Origin of the sequence: Streptomyces siamensis, assembly GCF_039543605.1 — a bacterium.
In the GTDB taxonomy this organism is placed as follows: domain Bacteria; phylum Actinomycetota; class Actinomycetes; order Streptomycetales; family Streptomycetaceae; genus Streptomyces; species Streptomyces siamensis.
Window position 1 is genome coordinate 174,222 of record NZ_BAABKB010000045.1, and the last position, 23,429, is coordinate 197,650.

Below are 23,429 nucleotides of genomic sequence, written 5' to 3' on the forward strand. Positions count from 1 at the left end.
GCAGAACCCGGGGGCAACCGGATGGCATCAGGATCACCGCAGTCAGGGGTGGGCCGGCTCATCGCCGGCCGGTATCTGCTCGTGGACCAGGTCGGCTCGGGCGGCATGGGCCATGTGTGGCTGGCCCACGACCAGCGGCTCGACTGCGACGTGGCACTGAAGGAGATCCGCTTCCGCAATGTGCCGGAGGGCAGCGAGGAGCACGAGGCGCGTATCGCGCGGGCCCGCGCCGAGGCACGGCACGCCGCGGTGCTGCGCGGGCATCCGCACGTGGTGACGGTGCACGACGTCCTGGAGCACGAGGGGCTGCCGTGGATCGTGATGGAGTACGTGGCGGGCGCGGAGGACCTGCGCGGGCTGTCGGCCCGGCGCGGCCCGCTCGCCCCCGACGCCTGCGCCCGCGTGGGCCTCGCCGTCCTCGACGCACTCACCGCGGGGCACGAGCGCGGGATCATGCACCGGGACGTGAAGCCGGCCAACATCCTGCTCGCTCCGGACCGAACGGGCGCACCGGGCACCCGGATCCTGCTGACCGACTACGGCATCTCCGTCCAGCCGGACTCCCTGGAGACCCGCTGGACCAGGACATCCGTCCTGGTGGGCACGGCCGGATATCTTGCGCCGGAACGCGCCACGGGCGGGCCGCCGACCGCCGCGGCCGACCTGTTCTCGCTGGGCTGCACCCTGTACTTCGGCGTGGAGGGGCACGGCCCCTTCGACCGCGACACCGATCTCGCCGCGATCACCGCCGTGGTCCTGGAGGAACCGCCCGTGCCGCGACGGGCCGGCGCGCTGTGGCCGGTCATCGAGGCCCTGCTGGTGAAGGATCCCGCCCGACGGATCTCCGCCGAGGACACGGCGGCCGCCCTGGCCCGGATCATCACACCCCAGCCGCATCCGCCGGCCCGGCTGGACACGGGCTCCCAGCCGCCGTGGGCGGGGCCCGGCGGTGCCGTCCGCGGGCCTGAGTCCGGGGCGCCGACGGGCGACCGGGGCTTCGCCCTGCCGTCCGCGTACCCGCAGACGGCCGCGGGCCCCGGCCCCGACCGGGGTCCGGCGGCACCCTCCGGGTACGCCCCGACGTCCCCGGCACCACAGGCCTACTCCCCCACGGCCCACGAACCGCCCGCGCCCCACGAACCGGTCCTCCACCCACCCACGGCACAGGCCCAGGGCCCGTACGCCCCCACAGCCCCGGCGCCGGGCCCGTACTCACCGACGGCTCAGGCCCCCGGCCCGTACGTCTCCTCCGCACGGGCGTCCGGCCCCTACCCCCCGACGGCCTCGCCGCCGGGCACGTACGACCCGCGGTCACCGCGGGAGTTCCCGTCGCGGTCGCCGGGCCCGACCGGACCGGGGCAGGACTTCGGCCCGCCCGGCTCCGGAGGGCCGGCGCAGCCGACGGCCTCTCCCCCTCCGCACCGGCGCAGGCGTCCCCGCGTCCTCCAGGCACTGACGGCGGCACTGCTCGCGCTGGGGCTGACGGCCGGCGGGGTCTGGTACGCGATGGCGCACAAGGTGGTCCGGCCGTACGGCACGCGGGTCGGGCTCGCCGAGCCGCTCGAACTGCGCGACTGCGTGGTGGCCGCGCGGTCCGGCGGGCAGGTCACCGGCGCCTCGCGGCTGGAGGTCGACCCCGGTTGCGGCCAGGGGACCGACGGACAGGTGCTGGCCCTGTACAGGGCTCCCTCCCTGGCGGCGGCGAGGTCCGACGGGCCTCGGCACTGTGCCGAGGCCACCGACGCCACGGCGGCCGGGCTGGCACGGAACGTCGCATCGGTCCCCGTCATCCCCACGAGCGAGGGCTTCGCGCGGACGGGCGGCCGCGTCGCGTGCCTGCTGGTCGGGAAGTACGGCCCGGTCGGGGGCCCGCTCGGCGCGTACCGGCCGTACGGGTCGGCCATCAACGACGCGGGGCAGTTCCAAACGGGCGACTGCCTCGGCCGCATCACCGGGGACGCGCGCACCTCGACCCACTTCGAGCTGGTCGCCTGCGACAAGAAGCACCAGGAGAAGGTCGTGGGGATGACTCACCTCGACGGTCCCGTGGCCGCGAAGCGGCTCGACGCGGCGGCGGACGCGCGGTGCGAGGAGGACGCCGCGGCCGGGCTGTTCGGCGACGGAACGGGACGGGAGGTGAACCATGGCCTCCACAACGAACGCCCTTGGCCCAATGGACGGTTCCTGGTCGTCTGCACCGTCGCGGGCCGCTTCGACGGCACACGGTGAGGGCGACGGCTGCCCTACCGGCCCTGGCGAACCTCCTCCCTTCGGGTGAAAATGTCCCCAAGGCCACGGGCCGCGTCGCGGACCCCGCCTGGAGGAGGGTGCTGCGATGCCCGGTACGACGAAGACGATGGGTGTGCTCACCGTGGGCGGACTCGTCATGGTGACCGCCTACACGGTGGCGCTCGGCAGCAACGGCTGGCTGTGGTTCGGCTGGGTCGTCCTGGGGCTGATCACCGTGGCGATGGTGGCCTCCCGGGGCACGTGACGGCACGATCAGCGAGCCGTGCGGCCCGTGAGCGGCGCCGACCACCTTCGAGGTGAACCTCGAAGCGGCGTCGGCCGCGGGCCGTCGCGGTGTCCGGGCGTGCCCCTCACTGCCTGGGCAGCCGCCCCGCCGAGTGCACGCCGGGCTGGTACTTGGGCAGCCTGGCGGTGATCTTCATGCCCGCGCCCACGGCGGTCTCGATGACGAGCCCGTGGGCGTCGCCGTAGACCTGACGCAGTCGTTCGTCGACGTTGGAGAGTCCGATTCCCCCGGAGGGGCTTCCCTCCCCGGCCAGGATGCGGCGCAGCCGCTCCGGATCCATGCCGGCGCCGTTGTCCTCGATGACGACGAGTGCCTCGGCGCCCGCGTCCTGGGCCGTGATGCTGATGTGGCTCTTGTCGGTCTTGCCCTCCAGACCGTGTTTGACGGCGTTCTCCACCAGGGGCTGGAGACACAGGAAGGGCAGCGCGACCGGCAGCACCTCGGGCGCGATCTGCAGGGTGACGGAGAGTCGTTCCCCGAAGCGCGCCCTGACGAGCGCCAAGTAGTGGTCGATGGCGTGGAGTTCGTCGGCGAGGGTGGTGAAGTCGCCGTGCCGGCGGAACGAGTAGCGGGTGAAGTCGGCGAACTCCAGCAGCAGTTCGCGGGCCCGCTCGGGGTCCGTCCGCACGAACGAGGCGATGACCGCGAGCGAGTTGAAGATGAAGTGCGGTGATATCTGCGCCCGCAGTGCCTTGATCTCGGCCTCGATCAGGCGGGTGCGCGACCGGTCGAGGTCGGCCAGTTCCAGCTGGACGGAGACCCAGCGGGCGACCTCGCCCGCGGCACGGACGAGGACGGCTGACTCGCGGGGCGCGCAGGCGACGAGTGCTCCGTGCACCCGCTCGTCGACGGTGAGCGGCGCGACGACGGCCCAGCGCAGCGGGCAGGCGGGCTCGTCGCAGCCGAGCCGGAAGGCCTCGCCGCGGCCGCTTTCCAGCGGACCGCCGAGCCGTTCCATGATCTCGGTGCGATGGTGTGCGCCGATGCCGTCCCAGGCGAGGACCGTCTCCCGGTCGGTGAGGCACAGCGCGTCGGTGCCGAGGAGGCTGCGCAGCCGTCGTGCGGAGCGGCCCGCCGTCTCCTCGGTGAGGCCGGCGCGCAGCGGGGGTGTGGCGAGCGACGCGGTGTGCAGGGTCTGGAAGGTGGCGTGTTCGACGGGGGTGCCGAGTCCGCCGAGGCTCTCGGGCCGCGCGGTGCGTCGGCCGATCCAGAACCCCGCGGCCAGCAGCGGCAGGACGGCGACGCACAGCCCGGCGAGGAATCCGCTCACACCGCCGCCTCTCGCCGGGACCGCCTCATGCCTGGATCTCCTTCGCTTCGGCGCCCGTCCGCGGCGGGCCGGCGGGCAGTGGACCGCTGGTCAGCTCCTCGGGCAGATGGAACCGGGCCAGGATCGCGGCGGTCCCCGCGGGCACCCGGCCCGGCGTGGACAGCGAGACCAGGACCATGGTGAGGAATCCGAGCGGTACCGACCACAGCGCGGGCCAGGCGAGGAGCGCGTGCAGGGTGCCGGTTCCCGGATAGCCGGCCATGGTCGCGGCGACCGCGACGAAGGCCGCGCCGCCGCCGACGAGCATGCCGGCCGCCGCACCCGGCGGAGTGAGGCGCCGCCACCAGATGCCCAGCACCAGCAAGGGGCAGAACGAGGACGCGGAGACGGCGAACGCGAGCCCCACGGCGTCGGCGACGGGCAGTCCGCCGGCCAGCACGCTCGCGGCGAGCGGCACCGCCATCGCGAGGACCGTGCCGAGCCTGAAGTGCCGTACTCCGCGGGTCGGGAGGACGTCCTGGGTCAGTACGCCCGCGACCGCCATGGTCAGGCCGGACGCGGTGGACAGGAAGGCCGCGAAGGCGCCGCCCGCGACGAGCGCGCCCAGCAGGTCGGCGCCGAGCCCGCCGATCATCCGGTCGGGCAGCAGGAGCACGGCGGCGTCCGCGTCCCCGGTGATGCTGAGTTCTGGGGCGTACAGCCTGCCCAGCGCGCCGTAGACGGGCGGGAGGAGGTAGAAGGCGCCGATCAGGCCGAGGACGGCGACGGTGGTGCGGCGGGCGGCGACGCCGTGCGGGCTGGTGTAGAAGCGGACGACGACGTGCGGCAGGCCCATGGTGCCGAGGAAGGTGGCGAGGATCAGTCCGTACGTGGCGTACAGCGGGCGTTCCTCCCGGCCCGCCGCCAGCGATGTCGACATGCCGCCGTTGCTGCCGCGCTCGGCCACCGGGACCGGATCCCCCTCGGTGAAGGTGAGCCGGGTGCCGCGCTCGATGCGGTGGACCCCCGCGGGGAGTCGGATCCGCTCGTCCGTGTGGGGCCGGGCGTCGACCGTGCCGGTCGCCGTGACGTCCAGGGGCCGGGCGAGTTTCAGGTCGAGGGTGTCGTCGACGCGGACGACCCGCTGTTCGCGGAAGGTCGCCGGTTCGTCGAAGGCGTCGCGGGGCGAGCCGTGCGACTGCCAGGCGAGGACCAGGAAGAGTGCGGGGACCAGCAGGGCGGTGAGTTTGAGCCAGTACTGGAAGGCCTGCACGAAGGTGATGCTGCGCATGCCGCCCGCGGCGACGGTGGCGACCACGACCACGGCGACGAGTACACCGCCGAACCGGTCGGGGGCATCGGTGAGCACGGCCAGGGTCAGGCCGGCGCCCTGGAGCTGGGGCAGCAGGTACAGCCAGCCGACACCGACGACGAAGGCTCCGGCGAGGCGTCGTACCGCCTGGGAGCCGAGCCGCGCCTCTGCGAAGTCGGGCAGCGTGTAGGCGCCGGAGCGACGCAGCGGGGCCGCGACGAACAGCAGGAGGACGAGGTAGCCGGCCGTGTAGCCGACCGGGTACCAGAGCATGTCCGGGCCCTGCACCAGGACGAGTCCGGCGATGCCGAGGAAGGAGGCGGCGGAGAGGTACTCGCCGCTGATCGCGGCGGCGTTGAGCCGCGGGCCGACGGTGCGCGAGGCGACGTAGAAGTCGGAGGTGGTCCGGGAGATGCGCAGGCCGAACGCACCGACCAGGACGGTCGCCACGACCACGAGGGCGACCGCGGGGACGGCGTAGTTCTGGTTCACGGGTCAGCGGTCCTCGACGAGTCGCACGAAGTCCTTCTCGTTGCGCTCCGCACGGCGTACGTACCAGCGGGCGAGCAGGACCAGCGGCGGGTACACGCCGAAGCCGAGCACGCCCCATTCGAGACCGGCGCCGTCCGGCATCGCGGCGAAGACCAGTGGCAGTGGTCCGACGAGCAGCACGAGTACGGCGAAGACCAGCAGGGCGACGCGGAGCTGACTGCGCATCAGGGAGCGGACATAGGTGTGGCCGAGCGTGGTCTGTTCGTCGATCTCGGTCCTGGGCCGGTAGTAGCCGGACGTTCTGCGGGTGTGCCGGGGCACCCCGGTGACGACCACGCGGCGTTCGGTCGGGTCCTGTGGCACGCGCCCCTCCTCAGCTCGTGGTCCGGCGCAGCAACAGGTCGCGCAGTTCGCGCGCGTGGCGGCGGCTGACCTGGAGTTCCACGGGGCCGACGAGGACGCTCACCGTGCCCGCGTCCAGCCGGAGTTCGCCGATGTGCCGCAGGGCGACGAGGTGACGGCGGTGGATGCGGACGAAGCCGCGGGAGCGCCAGCGCTCCTCCAGGGTGGACACGGGGATGCGGACGAGATGACTGCCCTGGGGCGTGTGCAGACGGGCGTAGTCTCCGTGGGCCTCGACGTGGGTGATGTCCTCGACGGCCACGAAGCGGGTCACTCCGCCGAGTTCGACGGATATGTGGTCGGGGTCGGGTTCGTGCACGGGTATCAGGGGTGCGGCGTCCCTGAACTGGGCGGCCCGTCGGACGGCCTCGGCGAGCCGCTCGCGGCGTACGGGCTTGAGCAGGTAGTCGACGGCCTTCAGGTCGAAGGCCTGCACGGCGAAGCCCTCGTGCGCGGTCACGAAGACGACGAGCGGAGGGTTGGCGAAGCCGGTGAGCAGCCGGGCCAGGTCGAGTCCGTCCAGGCCGGGCATGTGGATGTCGAGGAAGACGACGTCGATGGCCTCGGGGCCGGCGGGTCCGGACTCCAGGGCCCGGTTGATCCGGCGCAGAGCCTCGGTGGCGTCGCTCGCGCCCTCGACGCTGCTGACGCGGGGATCGGCGTTCAGCAGATAGAGGAGTTCCTCGAGGGACGGTTGTTCGTCGTCGACGGCGAGCGCGCGCAGCATGAGAGTGGAGTGTAAGAGCGATCGGTCCGCCTGGACATGCGCGGAGCGTCCGCGTTCTCGCCGGCTGCGTGGGCGTTGACGCTGGATACAGTGCGGTCATGAGCAGCAAGCCCGCGATGTTCGACGAACTCGACCGCAAGATCATCACGGCCCTGATGGCCAATGCCAGGACGAGCTTCGCGGAGATCGGCGCGGCGATCGGCCTGTCCGCCACCGCGGTCAAGCGGCGCGTCGACCGGTTGCGTGAGACGGGCGTGATCACCGGTTTCACGGCCACGGTGAAGCCTGCCGCGCTCGGCTGGCGCACGGAGGCGTACGTGGAGGTGTACTGCGAGGGCGCGGCCCCGCCGCGGCGGCTCGCGGAGGTGGTGCGCAACCATCCGGAGATCACCGCCGCGATGACCGTGACCGGGGGCGCGGACGCGCTGCTGCACGTGCGGGCGACCGATGTGGAGCACTTCGAGGAGGTGCTGGAGCGGATCCGTACGGAGCCGTTCATCCGGAAGACGATCAGCTACATGGTGCTGTCCCACCTGCTGCCGGAGGCTCCTGAGGCCGGGGCGACCCACGCCGTCCCGGACGACGCAGGAAACGTGCGCTGAGCCCTCCGATCACGCATCATTGCTGCGCAATCACGCAGCTCTCCTCGCTTGTCGCCCGTATCCCCCGTTTCTTACCGTGGAGGAACCCCCAGCCGACACCGCAGGAAGCGGAGGTACCTCTCTGTGCCCGACAGCCGTGTGCCGCGCCCCCGGCGCTTTCTGGTCTGCGAACCCAGACACTTCGCCGTGCAGTACGCGATCAACCCGTGGATGCATCCCGACACGCCCGTGGACGTCGACCTCGCCCGCGGCCAGTGGGAGGCGCTGATCCGTGCCTACCGCGCGCACGGCCACACCGTCGACTCGGTGGAACCGGTCGCCGGCCTTCCCGACATGGTCTTCGCGGCGAACTGCGCGCTCGTCCTGGCGGGCCGGGTGTTCGGCTCGCTCTTCCACGCACCGCAGCGCCGTCCCGAGTCCATCGCCTACGACACCTGGTTCAAGGCGGCCGGCTTCGACGTCTACCGGCCCGAGTCGGTGTGCGAGGGCGAGGGCGACCTGGTCCCGACGGGCCGGTACGTCCTGGCCGGCACCGGATTCCGTACGACCCCCGAGGCGCACCGCGAGGTGCAGGAGTTCTTCGGCGTCCCGGTGATCGGCCTCCGCCTGGTCGACCCGCGCTTCTACCACCTGGACACGGCGCTGTTCGTCCTGGACGACGACAACATCGCGTACTACCCGGAGGCGTTCTCGCCCGGCAGCCGCGAGGTGCTCGCCCGGCTCTACCCGGACGCGGTGCTCGCCACCCGGGAGGACGCCATGGCCTTCGGCCTCAACTCGGTCTCCGACGGCCGCCACGTCTTCATCGCGCCGCGCGCCGAGTCCCTCGCCGAACAGCTCGACCGCCACGGCTACGTCCCCGTCCCCGTCGACCTCTCGGAGTTCCACAAGGCCGGCGGCGGCATCAAGTGCTGCACTCAGGAGATCCGTTCATGACGGCACCCACCCGCATCCCCGCCCCTACGCGCACCTCCGACGAGCTGATCCGCGCGGAGGCTCCGGTCCTCGCGCACAACTACCACCCGCTGCCCGTCGTCGTCGCCCGCGCCGAGGGCACCTGGGTCGAGGACGTCGAGGGCCGTCGCTACCTGGACATGCTGGCGGGCTACTCGGCCCTCAACTTCGGGCACCGCAACCCGGTGCTCATCGAGGCGGCGCACCGTCAGCTGGACCAGCTCACCCTGACCTCGCGCGCCTTCCACAACGACCGGCTGGCCGGGTTCGCCGAGTCACTGGCCACGCTGACGGGCCAGGACATGGTCCTGCCGATGAACACGGGCGCCGAAGCGGTGGAGAGCGCCATCAAGGTGGCCCGCAAATGGGCGTACGAGGTCAAGGGCGTGGCCCCGGACCGGGCGACGATCGTCGTGGCCGCCGACAACTTCCACGGCCGTACGACCACGATCGTCAGCTTCTCCACGGACGAGACCGCCCGCACCGGCTTCGGGCCCTTCACCCCCGGTTTCCGCGTGGTCCCGTACAACGACCTCGCCGCGCTCGAAGCGGCCGTCGACGAGACCACCGCGGCCGTGCTGATCGAGCCCATCCAGGGCGAGGCCGGCGTGGTCATCCCGGACCACGGCTATCTGACCGGGGTACGCGAGCTGACCCGCAGGACCGGCTGCCTGTTCATCGCCGACGAGATCCAGTCGGGTCTCGGCCGCACGGGCACCACCCTCGCCGTGGAGCACGAGGAGGTCGTGCCGGACCTGGTGCTCCTCGGGAAGGCGCTCGGCGGCGGCATCGTGCCGGTCTCCGCGGTGGTGGGGCGCCGGGACGTGCTGGAGGTGCTGCGCCCGGGTGAACACGGCTCGACGTTCGGCGGCAATCCGCTCGCCGCGGCCGTGGGCTCGGCCGTCGTCGGCCTTCTGGAGAACGGGGAGTACCAGCGCCGGGCGGCGGAGCTGGGCGTGATCCTGCGCGGCGGGCTCGCGGCACTGGTCGGCAAGGGCGTCGAGGGCTTCCGGGCGCGCGGGCTGTGGGCGGGGGTCGACATCGACCCGGCCATCGGCACGGGCCGCGAGATCAGTGAGGGCCTGATGCGCGAGGGGATCCTCGTCAAGGACACCCACGGTTCGACGATCCGTCTCGCCCCTCCGCTGACCATCACCGGCGAGGAACTGCAGTCGGCTCTCGGGGCCCTGGAGAAAGTTCTGACGCAAGGGGTCTGATACCGGCCACGAGGCCACAGAGAGTGACACCGGAATGGTTACGCCCGGCGACGGCCGCGCCTACACTGATCGCTCCCCGGGGGAAACGAGGAGTGCCCCAGTGTTTTATTACGTGCTCAAATACGTGCTTCTGGGTCCGCTGTTGAGGTTGGTCTTCCGGCCTCGGATCGAGGGCCTTGAGCACATTCCGTCGTCGGGCGCGGCCATCGTCGCCGGCAACCACCTGTCCTTCTCGGACCATTTCCTGATGCCCGCGATCCTGAAGCGGCGCATCACCTTCCTCGCGAAGGCCGAGTACTTCACGGGTCCCGGCATCAAGGGCCGGCTCACCGCCGCGTTCTTCCGCAGCGCCGGGCAGATCCCCGTGGACCGCTCCGGCAAGGAGGCGGGACAGGCGGCGATCCGCGAGGGCCTCGGCGTACTGCGCAAGGACGAATTGCTGGGCATCTACCCGGAAGGGACCCGTTCGCACGACGGCCGTCTCTACAAGGGCAAGGTCGGCGTCGCGGTGATGGCCCTCAAGGCCCGGGTCCCGGTGATCCCCTGCGCGATGATCGGCACCTTCGAGGCGCAGCCGCCCGGCAAGGTCATCCCGAACATCCATCCCGTCGTCATCCGCTTCGGCAAGCCCCTCGACTTCTCCCGCTACGCCGGGATGGAGAACGAGAAGGCGATCCTGCGCGCGGTCACCGACGAGATCATGTACGCCATTCTCAGCCTCTCGGAGCAGGAGTACGTCGACCAGTACGCGGCCGTCGTGAAGGCCGAGGAGGCCGAGGAGAAGGCGGCGAACGCCCGTAAGTTCCGGCGGATGCCGCTGAGCTGAGCGGGACGGATGCCGCCGAGCTGAGCGGGACGGAGTCCATCTGCACGGGATGTACGTTCTGTACATTTTTTACGTATGAGACGTGCTGGTCTACGTCGTCGCCTACGGAGCCGAGCACGCACGCCGGTTGACGGGGCTCGCCGGCCGCGTCGTCCGCGGCGGGTCCTCGTGTTCGGCGGCCTGAGCCGCTTCCACCCGGTGAGTGTCCGCACCGTCGCCGAGCTGATCCGGCCGGCGGCCGGGCGGCCGATGTCGCGCGTCCTGAACGCCTGCGACCCCGAGGCGCCCACCCGGCTCGTGTCCTGAGCGAGAAGTCCGGCCCGGCAGCAGCCGGACCGGACCGCGCGTGGGGCGACCGGAACGAGTGAGGGGGCGGCCGGAGTCCGGCCGCCCCCTTCCCGCAGACGGGTTACGGCTTCGGCGTGGCGTGCGGCGCGCAGGTCACGTCGGACGCGTCCGTCCTGCCGGAGAGCAGGTAGCTGTCCACCCGCTCGTTGATGCAGGGGTTGACCAGCCCGGTCACACCGTGCGAGCCCGCGCCCTGCTCGGTGATCAGGCGGGAGCCTTTGAAGCGCTTGTGCAGTTCGACGGCGCCGGCGTACGGGGTGGCGGCGTCACGCGTGGACTGCACGATCAGGACGGCGGGCAGACCCTTGCCGGTCTTGACGTTCACCGGGGTCTGCTGCTTGGCGGGCCAGGTGGCGCACGGCAGGTTCATCCACGCGTTGGCCCAGGTCATGAACGGGTAGTCCTTGTGGAGCCGGGTGTTGTCCCGGTCCCACTTCTGCCAGCTCGTGGGCCACTGGGCGTCGGTGCACTCGACGGCCGTGTAGACGGCGTTGCCGTTCTCCGAGGCGATGTTGCCCGCGGTGTCCGACAGGTCGGGGGCAGCCGCGTCGACGAGCGCCTGCGTGTCACCGGCGACGTACTTGCTGAACACCGTCGCGACCGGCACCCAGGAGGAGTCGTAGTACGGCGCGCTCTGGAAGAAGGAGATCAGCTCGGCGGGGCCGACGACGCCGCCGAGGGGGCTCTTCTTCGCGGTGGCCCGCAGCTTCAGCCACTGGTCCTGGACCTCGGCCCGGGTGTCGCCGAGGTGGAAGGTGGCGTCGTTCTTGGCGACCCAGTCCTCCCAGTCCTTCCAGCGGCCCTCGAAGGCGATGTCCTGCTCCAGGTTGGCCTGGTACCAGATGTTCTCCCGCGACGGGTTGACGACGCTGTCGACCACCATGCGGCGGACGTGCCCCGGGAAGAGCGTGCCGTAAACGGCTCCCAGGTACGTGCCGTACGAGACGCCCAGGTAGTTGAGCTTCTTCTCACCGAGGGCGGCCCGGATGACGTCGAGGTCGCGTGCCGTGTTCGGTGTGGTCATGTGCGGCAGCATCGCGCCGCTGCGCTCGGCACAGCCGTCGGCGTACTCGGCGGCCAGCTTGCGCTGGGCGCGCTTGTCCGCCTCGCTGTCCGGGACCGGGTCGGCCTTCGGCGCCTTCACGAACTCCTGCGGGTCGATGCAGGAGATGGGGGCCGAGTGGCCGACACCGCGCGGGTCGAAGCCGACGAAGTCGTACGCCTTGGCGGTGTTCGCCCAGACGGGGCTCTTCGTGGTCACGCGGCGCGGGAAGCGCATGCCGGAGCCGCCGGGGCCGCCGGGGTTGTAGACGAGGGCGCCCTGGCGCTCGTCCTTGGTGCCCGTGTTCCCGATACGGTCCACGGCCAGCTTGATCTGCTTGCCGTTCGGGTGGGCGTAGTCGAGCGGGACGCTGACCCAGCCGCACTGGATCGGCTTCTCCAGGCCCCAGTCCGCGGGACAGTCCTGCCAGTCGATGCCGGCCTTGGCCGCCCGCTCCGCGGCGATCGCCGCTCCGCGCTGCTCCCGGTCCTGCCCGTGACGTGACGCGGCGGTGGCCGACGGAGCCGTGACGGCTCCGGCGATCAGGGTCGCCGTGACGAGCGCTCCGGCCGAACCGAGCGCCGTCATCCGTCTCGACGGTCTCTTAGCCCTCAAGTGTGGCCTCCCCGTACATCGTTGCGATTGGTAGGGGGATCCTTTCGGCTGTGAGGTCCCTGAGAACAGATGCGGCAGGGCTTCTTTACTAATCCGATAACCGGTGCGTGTTGTGCCGTTGAGCGGAGACCTCTCCGTCCACCGCCGGAGAGCGGGCCGCCGCGGCTCGCGGTCAGTCGAGCAGACGCAGCGCCTCGTCCAGCACGCGCCGCAGTCCGAGCCCGTCGGGCGCGAGTGCGGTGACGAGCACGGCGGGCCCGGCGAGCGGAGCCATCGCCGTGTACTCCCCCAACATGCGGGGCTCGGGGAGGTGGTCGGCGAACTCGGGGCGCACTACGACGAGTTGCCCGACCGCGCGCAGCCCGGCCAGGACGGCGGGCCCGTCCCAGCCACCGGGCGCGCCCGGACCGCAGGCCAACTCCTGGTCCAGCAGCGCCCGCCCGTCCAGTCGCACGACAAGACGGCTGGTGAGCCGCCCGGGTTCCTCGCCCACGCGCCCGAGCACCTGCTCCTCCCGGAACACCAGCCGGGCGCGTCCCTGGAGGTCGATCCGCGAGGAGACGCACAGGTCGCTGCCGCCGGCCGAGATCAACTGCTCGGGGAGCCAGTGCAGTTCGCCTCCGTCGGCGACGGAGAGCCGGACGTCGTAGCGCGCCTCGCCCTTGTTCTGGCCGGGCAGCGCGATCGTCGCGGCGGCCGACCCCACCCTGAGGCGCGCGCCCTCGTCGGCGCGCGCCTCGACGGTGAGGTGGTCGCCGCCGAGCGGACCGCTCATCGCGCCGACGAGCATGACGCGGGCCTCGGGACCGTGGGACCGGATGCGGCGCACCGCGAGCGGGCCCTCGCCCTCCAGTACGGGCAGCGAGGTGCCGCCCCGGCCGTCATCCCTTGCGGCGATCCGCGCGGTCGCCCGCACCCCCGCCGTCGTCAGGCGACCTGCCCGGCTCGCGCCACCCTGCCGACTCGGGCGCCCCGGCCCGCTGCCGTCCGCCGACGGGGTCGCGCCGAGCGTCGGGCCGACACCGTCAACCGGCCCGACGTCGCGCGCCGGACCGCCACCGTTCGCCCGGCCGAGGTCGTCCACCGGACCGACCCCGTTCGACCGGCCGAAGTCGCCCACCGGACCGACTTCGCCCGTCCGGCGCACGCCGTCCGTCCGGTTCACGCCGTCCACGCGGCGAGCCGCTCCCGCACCCAGCCGGCGACGGCCGCGACCCCGTCCTCGGTACGCAGGGACTGGAAGACGACCGGGAGTTCGGCGCGCTGCGCCTTCGCGTCCGCCGCCATCCGTCCCAGATCGGAGCCCACATGGGGTGCGAGGTCGGTCTTGTTCACGACGAGCAGATCGGCGGTGGTGACACCGGGCCCGCCCTTGCGCGGAATGTCGTCGCCGCCCGCGACGTCGATCACGAAGATCTGCGCGTCGACGAGCCCCTTGGAGAAGGTGGCCGTCAGGTTGTCGCCCCCGGACTCCACGAGGATCAGGTCCAGCGGACCGACCCCGTCCTCCAGGTCCTCGACCGCTTCGAGGTTCGCGGAGATGTCGTCCCGGATGGCGGTGTGCGGGCAGGCCCCGGTCTCGACGGCGGCGATCCGCTCGGGCGGCAGCACCGCCTCCCGCAGCAGGAACTCCGCGTCCTCCCTCGTGTAGATGTCGTTGGTGACGACGGCGAGGGACAACTCGTCGCGCAACGACCGGCAGAGCGCGGCGACGGTGGCGGTCTTCCCCGAGCCGACCGGCCCGCCGAGCCCGATCCGCAGGGCACGGCGAGCGCCGTCCGGACGATGGGCGTCGGCGCTGACAGCGGACGCACCGTCATGGGTGTGATCGAGATGCACGATGAGTCTCCAAGGTGGTGTGAGGGCGGCGGCGGAGAGGGTGCGGGGTGCTCCTACGACGCGAAGAGGCGTACGGGCCAGGCCGCGTGCGCCTGAGCGCCGATCTCCAGCAGCGGGGCCGAGGCCGCGGGCAGCGCGTCGACGCCGTGGTCGAGCACGTCCCGCGCGGCAGCCGCGGCGGCGCCGGCCACCCGGTCCAGTTCCGGCGCCAGTCGGGCCAGCACCGCGCTGGCGTCGAACGGATCGAGGCTCAGCAGCCGCACGGTGGCCGTCGCCGGCCCGCTGACACTCTCGTACGCGGAGCAGTACGCGGCGTCGTCCGCCGCGAGGCCGGCGGCCCGGGCCGTCACGCCGAGAACGACGGGCTGATGTGCACCCTTGGGGAACTCCCCCGCCAGTGCGTCGAGTTCGGCCGAGGGCCAGGCCGCCCGGGCCGCTCTCATCAGCTGTCGCCCGAGCCGTCGCGCGGCGGCCCGCAGGGCGGGTGACGGTGTCCGGGCGTCGGCGGCGGCGTCCAGGGTCGCCGGATCGGCCCCGAGCGCCGCCGCCGCGGCCAGCGAGGCCGAGACGAGACCGGTCGTGTGCAGCCGGCCCCGGCAGAAGTCCTCCAGGCTCGCCGCCCCGGTGACCCGTCCGGACTTGACGGCCTCCTCCGCCCCGCCGGAGTGGGCGTGCCCTCCGGCGGGGAAGCGTCCGTCGGCCAGGACCAGTAGTGCCGCGCGGGACATCAGAAGAGGAAGTAACGCTGGGCCATGGGCAGTTCCGCGGCCGGGGTCGCCTCGACCAGTTCGCCGTCGATGTGCACGGCGAAGCTGTCCGGGTCGATCCGCACCTGCGGTCGCGCGTCGTTCTCGCGCATGTCCGCCTTGGTCACCGCCCGGGTCGACTCGATGGCGACGAACCGCTTCCCGAGGGAGAGCCGTTCGGGCAGCCCGTCCTCGATGGCGAGCGGTGCGACGAAGTTGAACGAGTTGGCGGCCGGGGCCCTCCCGACGGCGCCGTACATCGGCCGGGGCAGGATCGGCTGGGGAGTCGGGATCGACGCGTTGGCGTCGCCCATCTGCGCGTACGCGATCTGGCCGCCCTTGATGACGAGGTGCGGCTTGACCCCGAAGAAGGCGGGCTCCCACAGCACCAGGTCGGCGAGTTTGCCCGGCTCGACGGAGCCGACCTCGCGGGCGAGGCCCTGCGCGAGTGCCGGGTTGATCGTGTATTTGGCGACATAGCGACGGACCCGGTGGTTGTCCGCGCGCCCGTCGCCCGGCAGGGCGCCGCGCCGCTGCTTCATCACGTGGGCCGTCTGCCAGGTCCGCATGATGACCTCACCGACGCGTCCCATCGCCTGCGAGTCCGAGGAGATGATCGAGATGGCACCGAGGTCGTGCAGTATGTCCTCGGCCCCGATCGTCGACGGCCTGATCCGGGACTCGGCGAAGGCCAGGTCCTCGGGCACCGCCGGGTTCAGGTGGTGGCACACCATCAGCATGTCGAGGTGTTCCTCGGCGGTGTTGACGGTGTAGGGCCGGGTGGGGTTGGTGGAGCTGGGCAGGACGTACGGCTCGGCGACCACGGTCATGATGTCCGGCGCGTGCCCGCCGCCCGCACCCTCGGTGTGGTACGCGTGGATGCCGCGTCCGCCGATGGCGGCCAGTGTGTCGCCCACGAAACCGGCCTCGTTGAGAGTGTCCGTGTGGATGGCGACCTGGATGCCCGTGCGGTCCGCGACGGTGAGCGCTGCGTCGATCGCCGCGGGCGTCGAGCCCCAGTCCTCGTGGATCTTCAGGCCGAGCGCGCCGCCGCGGATCTGCGACAGCATCGCCTCGTGCGAGACGGTGTTGCCCTTGCCCAGCAGGCCGAAGTTGAGCGGGTACTGCTCCATCGCCTCCAGCATCCGGGCCAGGTGCCAGGGGCCGGGCGTGACGGTGGTCGCCTTCGAGCCCTCGGCGGGCCCCGTGCCGCCGCCCACGAGCGTGGTGATCCCGGAGGCGAGTGCCTCGTCGGCGATCTGCGGGCAGATCAGGTGCACATGGGCGTCGATGGCGCCCGCGGTCAGGATGCGCCCGTTGCCCGCGATGATCTCGGTCTCGGGGCCGATCACCAGATCGGGGTGGACGCCGTCCATGGTGTCCGGGTTGCCGGCCTTTCCGATGCCGGTGATCCGGCCGTCGCGGATGCCGAGGTCGGCCTTGACGATCCCCCAGTGGTCGACGACCACGACACCCGTGACGACGGTGTCGGGCGTGCCGTCCGCGCGCGTGGCACGCGACTGTCCCATGGACTCGCGGATGACCTTGCCGCCGCCGAACACCGCCTCGTCACCGGCGAGTCCGGGACCGCCGGACCGGTCCTCCTCGATCTCGATCAGCAGGTCGGTGTCGGCGAGGCGGATGCGGTCACCGGTGGTGGGGCCGAACAGGTCGGCGTACGCGGCGCGCGAGATCTCAGGCATCGAGGGCACCTCCTGTCTCACCGCGCAGTCCGGGCACCACGCGGGCGCCGGCGAGCGGGACGAGTTCGACGTCGACGGGGATCCCCGGCTCGAAGCGCACGGCGGTGCCGGCGGCGACGTTGAGCCGCTTGCCGCGCGCCGCGGCACGATCGAAGTCCAGGCCGGGGTTGGCCTCGGCGAAGTGGTAGTGGGAGCCGACCTGGACGGGCCGGTCGGCGGCGTTGAGGACGGTCAGCCGGGTGATTTCGCGGCCCTCGTTGAAGACGACGGGCCCGTCGGCGTGGAGGATCTCTCCGGGAATCATGGCGCTGCTCCCCGTCAGACGATGGGGTCGTGGACGGTGACGAGCTTGGTGCCGTCCGGGAAGGTCGCCTCGACCTGGACGTCGTGGATCATCTCGGGGATGCCCGACATCACGTCGTCGCGGGTGAGGATCTTCCGGCCGGAGGCCATGAGTTCGGCGACGGTGCGTCCGTCCCGCGCGCCTTCGAGGATGTGCGACGTGATGAGGGCTACGGCCTCGGGGTGGTTCAGTTTCACTCCGCGGGCCCGGCGCTTCTCGGCCACGTCGGCGGCCACGTGAATGAGCAGCCTCTCTTGCTCGTGCGGGGTCAGTTGCACGGCGTACCACCTCACAGTCCTCGCTCCGGACCGTGCGGGGTCCGGTGGCCGCAGCCACCGAAACCCCTGGTGGCGTGGATGCGCACGCTAGTTGGCCGGGGTTTCGGGGACGTTAACCGGCCTGTGGCCGAGTGCCGGCCCGCCGGTCGGCCGCGTCGGACCCACGAGGCGCTTCACGGCGTGCGGATCGCCGCGGGGGACCTCCGGTGGCGCGGTGCCGTGGCGGGCGTGTCGCACCGCGGGGCGACGAAGGCACCGTCCGGGACGCCGCCGCGAGCCGGACCGTATACGGCATGTCGCGGCCGCCCCGTACGGCCGGTCGTGGTCCTGCCCCGTGCGGGCGCGCGTCCACCCCGCCGTGCGGCGGCGGGCGCACGGCATGCGGACCGCGCCGGTTCCGTCTAGGAGGCGCTCGGCCCCCGGTGCTCGGCGGCGATACCGAAGCGCTGGCGCTCGCGGGGCGCCGACGCGACCTCGCGAACGCTGGAGAGGGAGCTGATCACCTGCTCGTCGGCGGGGTCCTGGAGTTCCTCGAGGCGTTCCAGGTCGGCGGCGGAGACCAGCGCGACGAGAGGCTTCCCGTGCCGCGTCACCACGACGCGCTCACCGCCGTACACCACGCGGTTGATCAGGTCGGCGAGCTCAGCCCTGGCTTGCGTCACCGGAATCTCGTAGGCCATGCCGTCCAGCTTAGACCGGTGTCCCGAACCGACCCGGAGCGAACGATCTCTCCCCGGCCGCTGCCGTGTGTCTCCAGGGCCCCACCCGTGTACTCCGCCGGGCCCATCCCGTGCACTCCCTCGGGCCCCTCCCGTCCGCGTTTTCGCTGTCAGCGAGTACCCATCGACAGACTCTGTACGTCCTGTACATTTTTTACAGAGTCCCCCAGAGGAGGCGCGCACCATGTCCGAACCGTCCGCCCGCTACGTCCTGCCCGAGTTCACCGAACGCACCAGCGCAGGGCAGCGGACCCTGGATCCGTACTCGAAGCTGCTCGACGAACGGATCGTGTTCCTCGGTACGCCGATCGACGACACGTCGGCGAACGACGTGATGGCGCAGTTCATGCACCTCGAATATCTGGCCCCGGACCGGGACATCTCGCTGTACATCAACTCCCCGGGCGGCTCGTTCAGCGCGATGACCGCGATCTACGACACGATGCAGTTCGTCACCTGCGACGTGGAGACGACCTGCCTCGGACAGGCCGCGTCGGCCGCGGCCGTCCTGCTCGCCGGCGGCACACCGGGCAAGCGGTTCGCCCTTCCGGGTGCCCGTGTCCTCATCCACCAGCCCTCGTTGCCCGAGCCGGTCCAGGGTCAGGCGAGCGATCTGGCCATCCAGGCCGAGGAGTTGATCCGCACCCGCGGACTGCTGGAGGAGATGCTCGTCCGGCACACGGGCCAGAGCCCGGAGCGGGTCGCCGCCGACATCGAACGCGACAAGATCCTCGACGCACCGGCGGCGGTGGAGTACGGACTGATCGACCGGATCATCCCGAGCCGCAAGAGCTCGCGCAGCACGCCCGGCGGGAGGTGACCGGCCGATGCTCCCACCGGAACTGCCCCCGCTGCCCGCGCTCACGCGTGCGGAGGCCGAGTTGATCGACCGTTACCTCGACGTCGTCGACCTGCTCGGCCGCATCAACCCGGCCCGCCCCGGCGACACCTACCGCGGCTTGAGGGCCGCTCAGGCACTGGTGGTCAAGGCGACCGCACTGCGTGACGCGCTGACCCTGATGCACCAGCGCGGCGAGAGCGAGGTGCACGCCCCGACGCTCGCGCGGGCCCTGCGCGTGCTCGACGGCGAGCGGCGCGCGTCCCGGGTCACCGTGCCGCCCTGCTCGGGAAGTTGACGCGCCACCGGTGCGCGCACCCGGGCCGCGACGAACGCCGACGGGCGGGACGTCCGGCCCGGGTTTCAAACGGACCAGAAGGATTACCCCCCGTTGGAGTATCTCCGGGTCCTTTGTACGACGTCCCCGAGTTGCGCAACGCGCGTGGTCATGGGCCGGAATTTGATGTTCCGTTGCAGGTACGGGCGTCGTCGCACACCTCAACACCCGCCCGAACAAAGGGGTGTCCACCCGAACGGGTGAGTGGTGAGTAACGCCACAAATCACCGGTTCCGCTCGGCATTTCCGACTCTCATGCGTGAAGATCCCTTCCGACGACAAGCCCCCGCCACAGCGGCGGGGCGATCCGGGCGGACGCCGAGTCCTGCCGCCGCCCGGATGTCCGGTCGACAGAAGTGGATCGGCAGGAGTGGAGGACCCAGCACGACGGGCCGCCGGAGAGATCCGGGCGGTCCTTGGGGTGAAGCCGCAGTACGCGGCCGGGCTACTTCGCCAGCCCGAATCCGACAGGTCATCCTTCACAGGCGGCTGACGAAGGGTTGCGCATGACTGCGCTCAATCGTGTCCCGTCGCTGTGGACCCGGGCCGGTACGGCCTCGGCTCTGACCATCGCCGCCGTCGGCGGCAGCCTGGTGGTCCCGGGCGTCGCTCCCGACGCCGAGGCGGCCACCGTGGCGACGAAGGCACTCCAGGTCGCGGCCTCGAAGAAGGGCGCCCCCTACAAGTGGGGGGCCACCGGACCGCGTCGCTTCGACTGCTCCGGGCTGACCCTGTACTCGTTCAAGAAGGCGGGCAAGAAGCTCCCTCGAACGGCCGCGGCGCAGTACAACAAGACCCACCACATCTCGGCCTCGCACCGCAAGGCCGGAGACCTGGTGTTCTTCCACTCGGGCCGGAGCGTGTACCACGTCGGCATCTACGCCGGGAAGGGAAAGATCTGGCACTCCCCGAAGACCGGGGACGTCGTGAAGCTGCAGAAGATCTGGACGAGGAGCGTCTGGTACGGACGGGTGAGCTGATCCGCCCTTGGGTGGCGGCGGCACGGCGCCGCCGCCGCCCAAGGGCGTGCGACAGGAGACCACGAGGGCTCGCTCGGCGTCCCACCGGCGCGATCGGCGCCGCCGCCTTGGCCGGTGAGGCCTGCCCTCAGCTCCTCAGGGGCTCCAGGACGAGCACCAGACCGAGCACCGTCAGGGCGGTGCCGGTGACCGCCTCCACGGCCCGCGCGGCGCGCGGTGCGCGCAGCCACCGCCCGAGCCGGTCCACGAGGAGCGCCACCGCCGGGAACCACACCAGGCCCAGGACCACCACGATCAGTGCGAGCAGCAGGGTCCGCGGCATCGCGGGACTGCCTGCCGGCACGAACTGCGGCAGCAGGCTGAGGAACGTGATCGGGGCCTTCGGGTTGAGCGCGTTGGTGACGAACCCCTGCCGCAACGGACGCGCGCCGCCCGCGGTCGCCTCCGCGGCCTCCTCGCGCGGCCGCCCCGACGATCGCAGCGTCCGCACACCGAGGTGGAGCACGTAGACACCGCCGAGCAGTTGCAGCGCCCGGAAGAGCGCCGGCACGGCGGTGAGCACCGCGGCGACCCCGGCCACGGCGAGCGCCGTGTGCAGGAGCAGTCCGCCGACGATGCCGAGCGCGCTGGCGAGGCCGGCCCGGCGCGAGACCATGCCGTTGCGCACCACGACGGTGAAGTCCGCACCCGGCACGGCGACCATGCCCGCGGCGACTGCTGTGAAGGCGATGAGCTGAGCGTCCATGGACCCCAGATTGCCTCTGTCGGGTCTTCAGCAGGTATGTCGAATATCCTGGGTCGGTCTTAAGCATTCGTTCAGACCGGCGCGGTCGTGGCGAGATCCGGGGTGGTCCGATGTACGACCCGACGAGGCTCGCGGCGCTGGTCGCGGTCGCCGAGGCGGGGTCGATCACCCGGGCCGCCGAACGGCTCGGTTACACCCCGCCCGCGCTCTCCCAGCAGCTGGCGAAGCTGGAGCGCGAGGCGGGCGCGACGCTCCTCGTCCGGTCCCATCGCGGGACGCGGCTGACGGGCGCCGGCGAGTTGCTGGTGGCGCGAGCGCGCCGGGTGCTCGACGAGATGGAGCGGGCCCGGCACGAGCTGGCGCACCTGGCCGGTCTGTCCGGCGGCACACTGCGGCTCGGCACCTTCCAGACGGCGGGCATCCATCTGCTGCCACCCGTGCTGAGTGCCTTCCGCCGGACCTATCCGGACGTGGAGCTGGCGGTCGCCGACTACGAGCCGCCCGCCGGTGTCGCGGCCGTCGCGGCGGGCGAGGTCGACCTGGCCCTGACACACACCTACGAGCCCGCGGCCCCCGTCGCCGTCCCGTCGTCCGTGAGCCTGGAACCGGTGCTGGTCGAGGAGCTGGTGCTGGTGACCGCCCCCGGGCACGTCCTGGCGGGCGGCTCGGCCCGGCTCCCCCTGGCCGAGCTCGCGGGTCAGCCGCTGATCAGCATGGCTCCGGATCATCCGCCCCGGCAGGGTGTGGAGGCGGCAGTCGCCCGCGCGGGGGCCACCCCCGCGGTGCTGGTCGAGACTCCGGTCTACGCGCTCGTGTGCGCCCTGGTGAGCGCCGGGCTCGGGGTCGCGGTCGTGCCGGAGATGGTCGCCAGGACGGCGGCGACTCCGGTGGGGACGCGCCTGCTGGAGCCGGGAGATCTGCGCCGTACGATTTCGGTCGTCCACCGGACCGACGAGATGTCACCCGCCGCCGACGCGTTCCGTGCGCTGCTGCGTGGCACCTTCGAACGGGCCGGCCGCCACCGCCCGGACAACTGAGCCGTCGCTCAGGGCTCTTGCGGACCCCCGGCCACCACCGGCTGGACCGGCGCCGTCCAGGGCAGTTCGATCGAGACGGTCTTGCCGCCCTCTCGGGTGGGTCGGACGGCGAGTCTGCCGCCGCACTCGGCGGTCAGCCAACGGATGATCACCATGCCGCGTCCGTTGTCCTGTTGGACGGCCGCAGGAAGCCTCTTGGGGAAACGCGGGTGGCTGTCGGTGACTCCGAGGCGAAGCTGTTCGTCCCGTTCCAGCCGGACGTCGACGGTGAAGGTGGGCGACTGCCCGAACGTGTGCTGGACTGCGTTGGTGGCGAGTTCGGAGACGATGAGCCGTACGGTGTCGGCGACTTCGGAGTCGCACGGCATACCCCATTCGACGAGTACGTCGGCGACGAACCTGCGGGCCGCGGAGACCGAGGCGGGATCGCTCGGCAGGGTGACGGATGCTTCCTGGTGATCTGCCATGGCGACGTCGTCCCTTTCCCACGGGACCGGAGTCCGACACGGAGCGGATGGTTCGAGTACGGTCCCGGACTGGTGCTTCGCGCCAGACTGCCATTACCGGGCCGGTCACGGGTGCGATCCACCAAGATATGCATATATCTGTCGCTCGAAGCGGTGAACTCTGCGACGGCAGAGCGTATTTGGGCGGCTCGGAAGGAGTAAGGAGTACGGCCATGCAGCACGGTCCCGCGGTGCGCCGCCGCAAGCTCGGTGCCGAACTGCGCGCGCTGCGCGCCGGCGCGGGTCTCACGAGCGGTGAGGCCGCCCGGCTCCTGGGCTGGCATCAGTCGAAGGTGAGCCGGATCGAGACCGGGACCAGCGGGGTGAAGCCCACGGACGTGACACGGCTGCTGGACGTCTACGCGGTCGGGGACCCCGAACTGCGCGACCTGCTCACCGTGTTGGCCGGCGCCGAGGACGACGGAAGGCATCACTGGTGGCACGCCTATCGCGGGGTGCTGCCTCCGGCGTACCGGGACTTCATCAGTCTGGAGTCGCAGGCGCGCGGGATGCGGACGCTGGAGACGTCCGTCGTACCCGGACTGCTCCAGACGCCCGAGTACGCGCGCGCCGTGACGCGGGCCGCCGTCGACGGGCTGGAGGACTGCAAGCTCGACGCGCTCGTCGAGGTGCGCCTCGCCCGGCAGGACGTGCTGCGTTCCTGTCCGCCGCTGGAGCTGAACGCCGTCCTGGACGAGGCGGTGTTACGGCGCGAAGTCGGCGGGCCCGAGGTGATGGCGCACCAGTTACGGCGGTTGTGCGACGCCGCGACACTGCCCCAAGTGCGGCTTCAGGTCCTGCCGTTCACCGCCGGAGCGCACATCGGCGTCACCGGGCCTTTCGTTATCTTCTCATTTCCGAACACAACTGATCTGGATGTGGTTGTTCTCGACCACTTGACGAGTAGCCTCTATCTCGAGCGGAAAGAAGACCTTCAGGCCTACAGCGAGGCCTTCGACGCTCTTCAGTTCCACGCCCTTTCGCCCGAGGAATCGTTGGACTACATCGCCGGGATAGCTGACGGCGCGTAAGGAGG

At 71.7% G+C, this 23,429-nt stretch carries 25 protein-coding genes, 1 pseudogene and 1 riboswitch; of the genes and pseudogenes, 12 read left to right on the forward strand and 14 right to left on the reverse strand.

Going from position 1 to position 23,429, the window contains the following annotated elements:
- The first annotated feature begins 21 nt into the window (after positions 1-21).
- Together ABEB03_RS40880 and ABEB03_RS40885 are read left to right on the forward strand one after the other, a co-directional pair.
- Positions 22-2,229, forward strand: a complete 2,208-nt coding sequence (locus ABEB03_RS40880) for a serine/threonine-protein kinase (protein WP_345658102.1) — start codon at positions 22-24, stop codon at positions 2,227-2,229.
- A 106-nt stretch (positions 2,230-2,335) separates the two neighbouring features.
- A complete protein-coding gene (locus ABEB03_RS40885; protein WP_345658104.1) occupies positions 2,336-2,494 on the forward strand; it encodes a hypothetical protein in 159 nt (52 codons plus the stop codon).
- A 106-nt stretch (positions 2,495-2,600) separates the two neighbouring features.
- Here ABEB03_RS40885 and ABEB03_RS40890 read toward each other — a convergent pair whose 3' ends face one another.
- The 4 genes from ABEB03_RS40890 to ABEB03_RS40905 are packed head-to-tail and all read right to left on the reverse strand — an operon-like array spanning position 2,601 to position 6,718.
- A complete protein-coding gene (locus ABEB03_RS40890) occupies positions 2,601-3,806 on the reverse strand; it encodes a sensor histidine kinase (RefSeq protein ID WP_345658105.1) in 1,206 nt (401 codons plus the stop codon).
- Between the two features lie 25 nt (positions 3,807-3,831).
- Complete coding sequence (locus ABEB03_RS40895) at positions 3,832-5,589, reverse strand: sodium/solute symporter (protein WP_345658106.1); 1,758 nt, start codon at positions 5,587-5,589, stop codon at positions 3,832-3,834.
- A 3-nt stretch (positions 5,590-5,592) separates the two neighbouring features.
- Entirely contained in the window at positions 5,593-5,952 is a 360-nt protein-coding gene (locus ABEB03_RS40900) for a hypothetical protein (protein WP_095932793.1), read from the reverse strand.
- A gap of 10 nt (positions 5,953-5,962) precedes the next feature.
- On the reverse strand, positions 5,963-6,718 hold the full coding sequence (locus tag ABEB03_RS40905; RefSeq protein WP_345658108.1) for a LytR/AlgR family response regulator transcription factor: 756 nt from the start codon (positions 6,716-6,718) through the stop codon (positions 5,963-5,965).
- Between the two features lie 98 nt (positions 6,719-6,816).
- Here ABEB03_RS40905 and ABEB03_RS40910 point away from each other — a divergent pair, with 98 nt between their 5' ends.
- The 5 genes and pseudogenes from ABEB03_RS40910 to ABEB03_RS40930 form a co-directional block, all read left to right on the forward strand.
- A complete protein-coding gene (locus tag ABEB03_RS40910; RefSeq protein ID WP_095932795.1) occupies positions 6,817-7,320 on the forward strand; it encodes an Lrp/AsnC family transcriptional regulator in 504 nt (167 codons plus the stop codon).
- Positions 7,321-7,443: 123 nt separating this feature from the next.
- The gene (gene ddaH / locus ABEB03_RS40915; RefSeq protein WP_345658110.1) at positions 7,444-8,256 is read left to right on the forward strand and encodes a dimethylargininase; all 813 of its coding nucleotides are present in this window, start codon (positions 7,444-7,446) and stop codon (positions 8,254-8,256) included.
- A complete protein-coding gene (gene rocD, locus ABEB03_RS40920) occupies positions 8,253-9,491 on the forward strand; it encodes an ornithine--oxo-acid transaminase (protein WP_345658112.1) in 1,239 nt (412 codons plus the stop codon). The genes ddaH and rocD overlap by 4 nt, the downstream gene beginning before the upstream one ends.
- A 100-nt stretch (positions 9,492-9,591) precedes the next feature.
- The gene (locus ABEB03_RS40925; protein ID WP_345658113.1) at positions 9,592-10,317 is read left to right on the forward strand and encodes a lysophospholipid acyltransferase family protein; all 726 of its coding nucleotides are present in this window, start codon (positions 9,592-9,594) and stop codon (positions 10,315-10,317) included.
- Positions 10,318-10,467: 150 nt separating this feature from the next.
- Positions 10,468-10,608, forward strand: a pseudogene (locus tag ABEB03_RS40930) (NAD(P)-dependent oxidoreductase); the annotation flags it as partial.
- A 118-nt stretch (positions 10,609-10,726) separates the two neighbouring features.
- Here ABEB03_RS40930 and ABEB03_RS40935 read toward each other — a convergent pair.
- The 8 genes from ABEB03_RS40935 to ABEB03_RS40970 all read right to left on the reverse strand — a co-directional run bounded on the left by ABEB03_RS40935 (position 10,727) and on the right by ABEB03_RS40970 (position 17,911).
- Entirely contained in the window at positions 10,727-12,295 is a 1,569-nt protein-coding gene (locus ABEB03_RS40935) for an alpha/beta hydrolase (RefSeq protein WP_425589370.1), read from the reverse strand.
- 199 nt (positions 12,296-12,494) lie between these two features.
- Positions 12,495-13,253 (reverse strand): urease accessory protein UreD, encoded by a 759-nt coding sequence (locus ABEB03_RS40940; protein ID WP_345658248.1) that lies wholly within the window; start codon positions 13,251-13,253, stop codon positions 12,495-12,497.
- A 230-nt stretch (positions 13,254-13,483) separates the two neighbouring features.
- Positions 13,484-14,161 carry an urease accessory protein UreG gene (ureG, locus tag ABEB03_RS40945; protein WP_345658116.1) on the reverse strand — a complete coding sequence of 226 codons (678 nt, stop codon included), beginning with the start codon at positions 14,159-14,161 and terminating at the stop codon, positions 13,484-13,486.
- Positions 14,162-14,214: 53 nt separating this feature from the next.
- Positions 14,215-14,889 carry an urease accessory protein UreF gene (locus tag ABEB03_RS40950; RefSeq protein WP_345658117.1) on the reverse strand — a complete coding sequence of 225 codons (675 nt, stop codon included), beginning with the start codon at positions 14,887-14,889 and terminating at the stop codon, positions 14,215-14,217.
- Complete coding sequence (locus tag ABEB03_RS40955; protein WP_345658118.1) at positions 14,889-16,610, reverse strand: urease subunit alpha; 1,722 nt, start codon at positions 16,608-16,610, stop codon at positions 14,889-14,891. Before ABEB03_RS40955 ends, ABEB03_RS40950 begins: the two co-directional genes overlap by 1 nt.
- Positions 16,603-16,914: an urease subunit beta gene (locus ABEB03_RS40960; RefSeq protein ID WP_345658119.1), complete on the reverse strand. Its 312-nt coding sequence runs from the start codon at positions 16,912-16,914 to the stop codon at positions 16,603-16,605. The genes ABEB03_RS40955 and ABEB03_RS40960 overlap by 8 nt, the downstream gene beginning before the upstream one ends.
- Before the next feature lie 14 nt (positions 16,915-16,928).
- On the reverse strand, positions 16,929-17,231 hold the full coding sequence (locus tag ABEB03_RS40965) for an urease subunit gamma (RefSeq protein WP_345658121.1): 303 nt from the start codon (positions 17,229-17,231) through the stop codon (positions 16,929-16,931).
- Between the two features lie 401 nt (positions 17,232-17,632).
- Positions 17,633-17,911 carry a type II toxin-antitoxin system Phd/YefM family antitoxin gene (locus ABEB03_RS40970; RefSeq protein ID WP_028800395.1) on the reverse strand — a complete coding sequence of 93 codons (279 nt, stop codon included), beginning with the start codon at positions 17,909-17,911 and terminating at the stop codon, positions 17,633-17,635.
- Positions 17,912-18,134: 223 nt separating this feature from the next.
- On the opposite strand from ABEB03_RS40970, the gene ABEB03_RS40975 reads away from it, so the two are divergent.
- The 3 genes from ABEB03_RS40975 (at position 18,135) to ABEB03_RS40985 (ending at position 20,105) form a co-directional block, all read left to right on the forward strand.
- The gene (locus ABEB03_RS40975; RefSeq protein WP_345658122.1) at positions 18,135-18,770 is read left to right on the forward strand and encodes an ATP-dependent Clp protease proteolytic subunit; all 636 of its coding nucleotides are present in this window, start codon (positions 18,135-18,137) and stop codon (positions 18,768-18,770) included.
- A gap of 7 nt (positions 18,771-18,777) precedes the next feature.
- On the forward strand, positions 18,778-19,086 hold the full coding sequence (locus tag ABEB03_RS40980) for a hypothetical protein (protein ID WP_345658123.1): 309 nt from the start codon (positions 18,778-18,780) through the stop codon (positions 19,084-19,086).
- Positions 19,087-19,463: 377 nt separating this feature from the next.
- Positions 19,464-19,628: riboswitch (cyclic di-AMP (ydaO/yuaA leader) on the forward strand.
- A gap of 3 nt (positions 19,629-19,631) precedes the next feature.
- Positions 19,632-20,105, forward strand: a complete 474-nt coding sequence (locus ABEB03_RS40985) for a C40 family peptidase (RefSeq protein WP_345658124.1) — start codon at positions 19,632-19,634, stop codon at positions 20,103-20,105.
- Positions 20,106-20,232: 127 nt separating this feature from the next.
- Here ABEB03_RS40985 and ABEB03_RS40990 read toward each other — a convergent pair whose 3' ends face one another.
- Positions 20,233-20,850, reverse strand: a complete 618-nt coding sequence (locus ABEB03_RS40990; RefSeq protein ID WP_345658126.1) for a LysE family translocator — start codon at positions 20,848-20,850, stop codon at positions 20,233-20,235.
- Positions 20,851-20,960: 110 nt separating this feature from the next.
- Between ABEB03_RS40990 and ABEB03_RS40995 the strand changes: the two genes are divergently transcribed.
- Complete coding sequence (locus ABEB03_RS40995) at positions 20,961-21,887, forward strand: LysR family transcriptional regulator (protein ID WP_345658127.1); 927 nt, start codon at positions 20,961-20,963, stop codon at positions 21,885-21,887.
- An 8-nt stretch (positions 21,888-21,895) separates the two neighbouring features.
- Here the strand turns inward: ABEB03_RS40995 and ABEB03_RS41000 are convergent, their stop codons facing one another.
- Entirely contained in the window at positions 21,896-22,354 is a 459-nt protein-coding gene (locus tag ABEB03_RS41000; RefSeq protein WP_345658128.1) for an ATP-binding protein, read from the reverse strand.
- Positions 22,355-22,566: 212 nt separating this feature from the next.
- Here ABEB03_RS41000 and ABEB03_RS41005 point away from each other — a divergent pair, with 212 nt between their 5' ends.
- Positions 22,567-23,424, forward strand: coding sequence for a helix-turn-helix domain-containing protein (locus ABEB03_RS41005; RefSeq protein ID WP_345658129.1), 858 nt, complete (start codon positions 22,567-22,569; stop codon positions 23,422-23,424).
- The last annotated feature ends 5 nt before the right edge of the window (positions 23,425-23,429 follow it).

What these genes read in the sequence shown, in the direction of transcription:
- ABEB03_RS40880 (WP_345658102.1), top strand. Translation starts at nt 22, where the DNA reads ATGGCATCAGGATCACCGCAGTCAGGGGTGGGCCGGCTCATCGCCGGC.
- ABEB03_RS40885 (WP_345658104.1), top strand. Translation starts at nt 2,336, where the DNA reads ATGCCCGGTACGACGAAGACGATGGGTGTGCTCACCGTGGGCGGACTC.
- ABEB03_RS40905 (WP_345658108.1), bottom strand. Translation starts at nt 6,718, where the DNA reads ATGCTGCGCGCGCTCGCCGTCGACGACGAACAACCGTCCCTCGAGGAA.
- ABEB03_RS40910 (WP_095932795.1), top strand. Translation starts at nt 6,817, where the DNA reads ATGAGCAGCAAGCCCGCGATGTTCGACGAACTCGACCGCAAGATCATC.
- rocD (WP_345658112.1), top strand. Translation starts at nt 8,253, where the DNA reads ATGACGGCACCCACCCGCATCCCCGCCCCTACGCGCACCTCCGACGAG.
- ABEB03_RS40935 (WP_425589370.1), bottom strand. Translation starts at nt 12,295, where the DNA reads ATGACGGCGCTCGGTTCGGCCGGAGCGCTCGTCACGGCGACCCTGATC.
- ABEB03_RS40950 (WP_345658117.1), bottom strand. Translation starts at nt 14,889, where the DNA reads ATGTCCCGCGCGGCACTACTGGTCCTGGCCGACGGACGCTTCCCCGCC.
- ABEB03_RS40955 (WP_345658118.1), bottom strand. Translation starts at nt 16,610, where the DNA reads ATGCCTGAGATCTCGCGCGCCGCGTACGCCGACCTGTTCGGCCCCACC.
- ABEB03_RS40960 (WP_345658119.1), bottom strand. Translation starts at nt 16,914, where the DNA reads ATGATTCCCGGAGAGATCCTCCACGCCGACGGGCCCGTCGTCTTCAAC.
- ABEB03_RS40970 (WP_028800395.1), bottom strand. Translation starts at nt 17,911, where the DNA reads ATGGCCTACGAGATTCCGGTGACGCAAGCCAGGGCTGAGCTCGCCGAC.
- ABEB03_RS40975 (WP_345658122.1), top strand. Translation starts at nt 18,135, where the DNA reads ATGTCCGAACCGTCCGCCCGCTACGTCCTGCCCGAGTTCACCGAACGC.
- ABEB03_RS40980 (WP_345658123.1), top strand. Translation starts at nt 18,778, where the DNA reads ATGCTCCCACCGGAACTGCCCCCGCTGCCCGCGCTCACGCGTGCGGAG.
- ABEB03_RS40985 (WP_345658124.1), top strand. Translation starts at nt 19,632, where the DNA reads ATGACTGCGCTCAATCGTGTCCCGTCGCTGTGGACCCGGGCCGGTACG.
- ABEB03_RS40990 (WP_345658126.1), bottom strand. Translation starts at nt 20,850, where the DNA reads ATGGACGCTCAGCTCATCGCCTTCACAGCAGTCGCCGCGGGCATGGTC.
- ABEB03_RS40995 (WP_345658127.1), top strand. Translation starts at nt 20,961, where the DNA reads ATGTACGACCCGACGAGGCTCGCGGCGCTGGTCGCGGTCGCCGAGGCG.
- ABEB03_RS41000 (WP_345658128.1), bottom strand. Translation starts at nt 22,354, where the DNA reads ATGGCAGATCACCAGGAAGCATCCGTCACCCTGCCGAGCGATCCCGCC.
- ABEB03_RS41005 (WP_345658129.1), top strand. Translation starts at nt 22,567, where the DNA reads ATGCAGCACGGTCCCGCGGTGCGCCGCCGCAAGCTCGGTGCCGAACTG.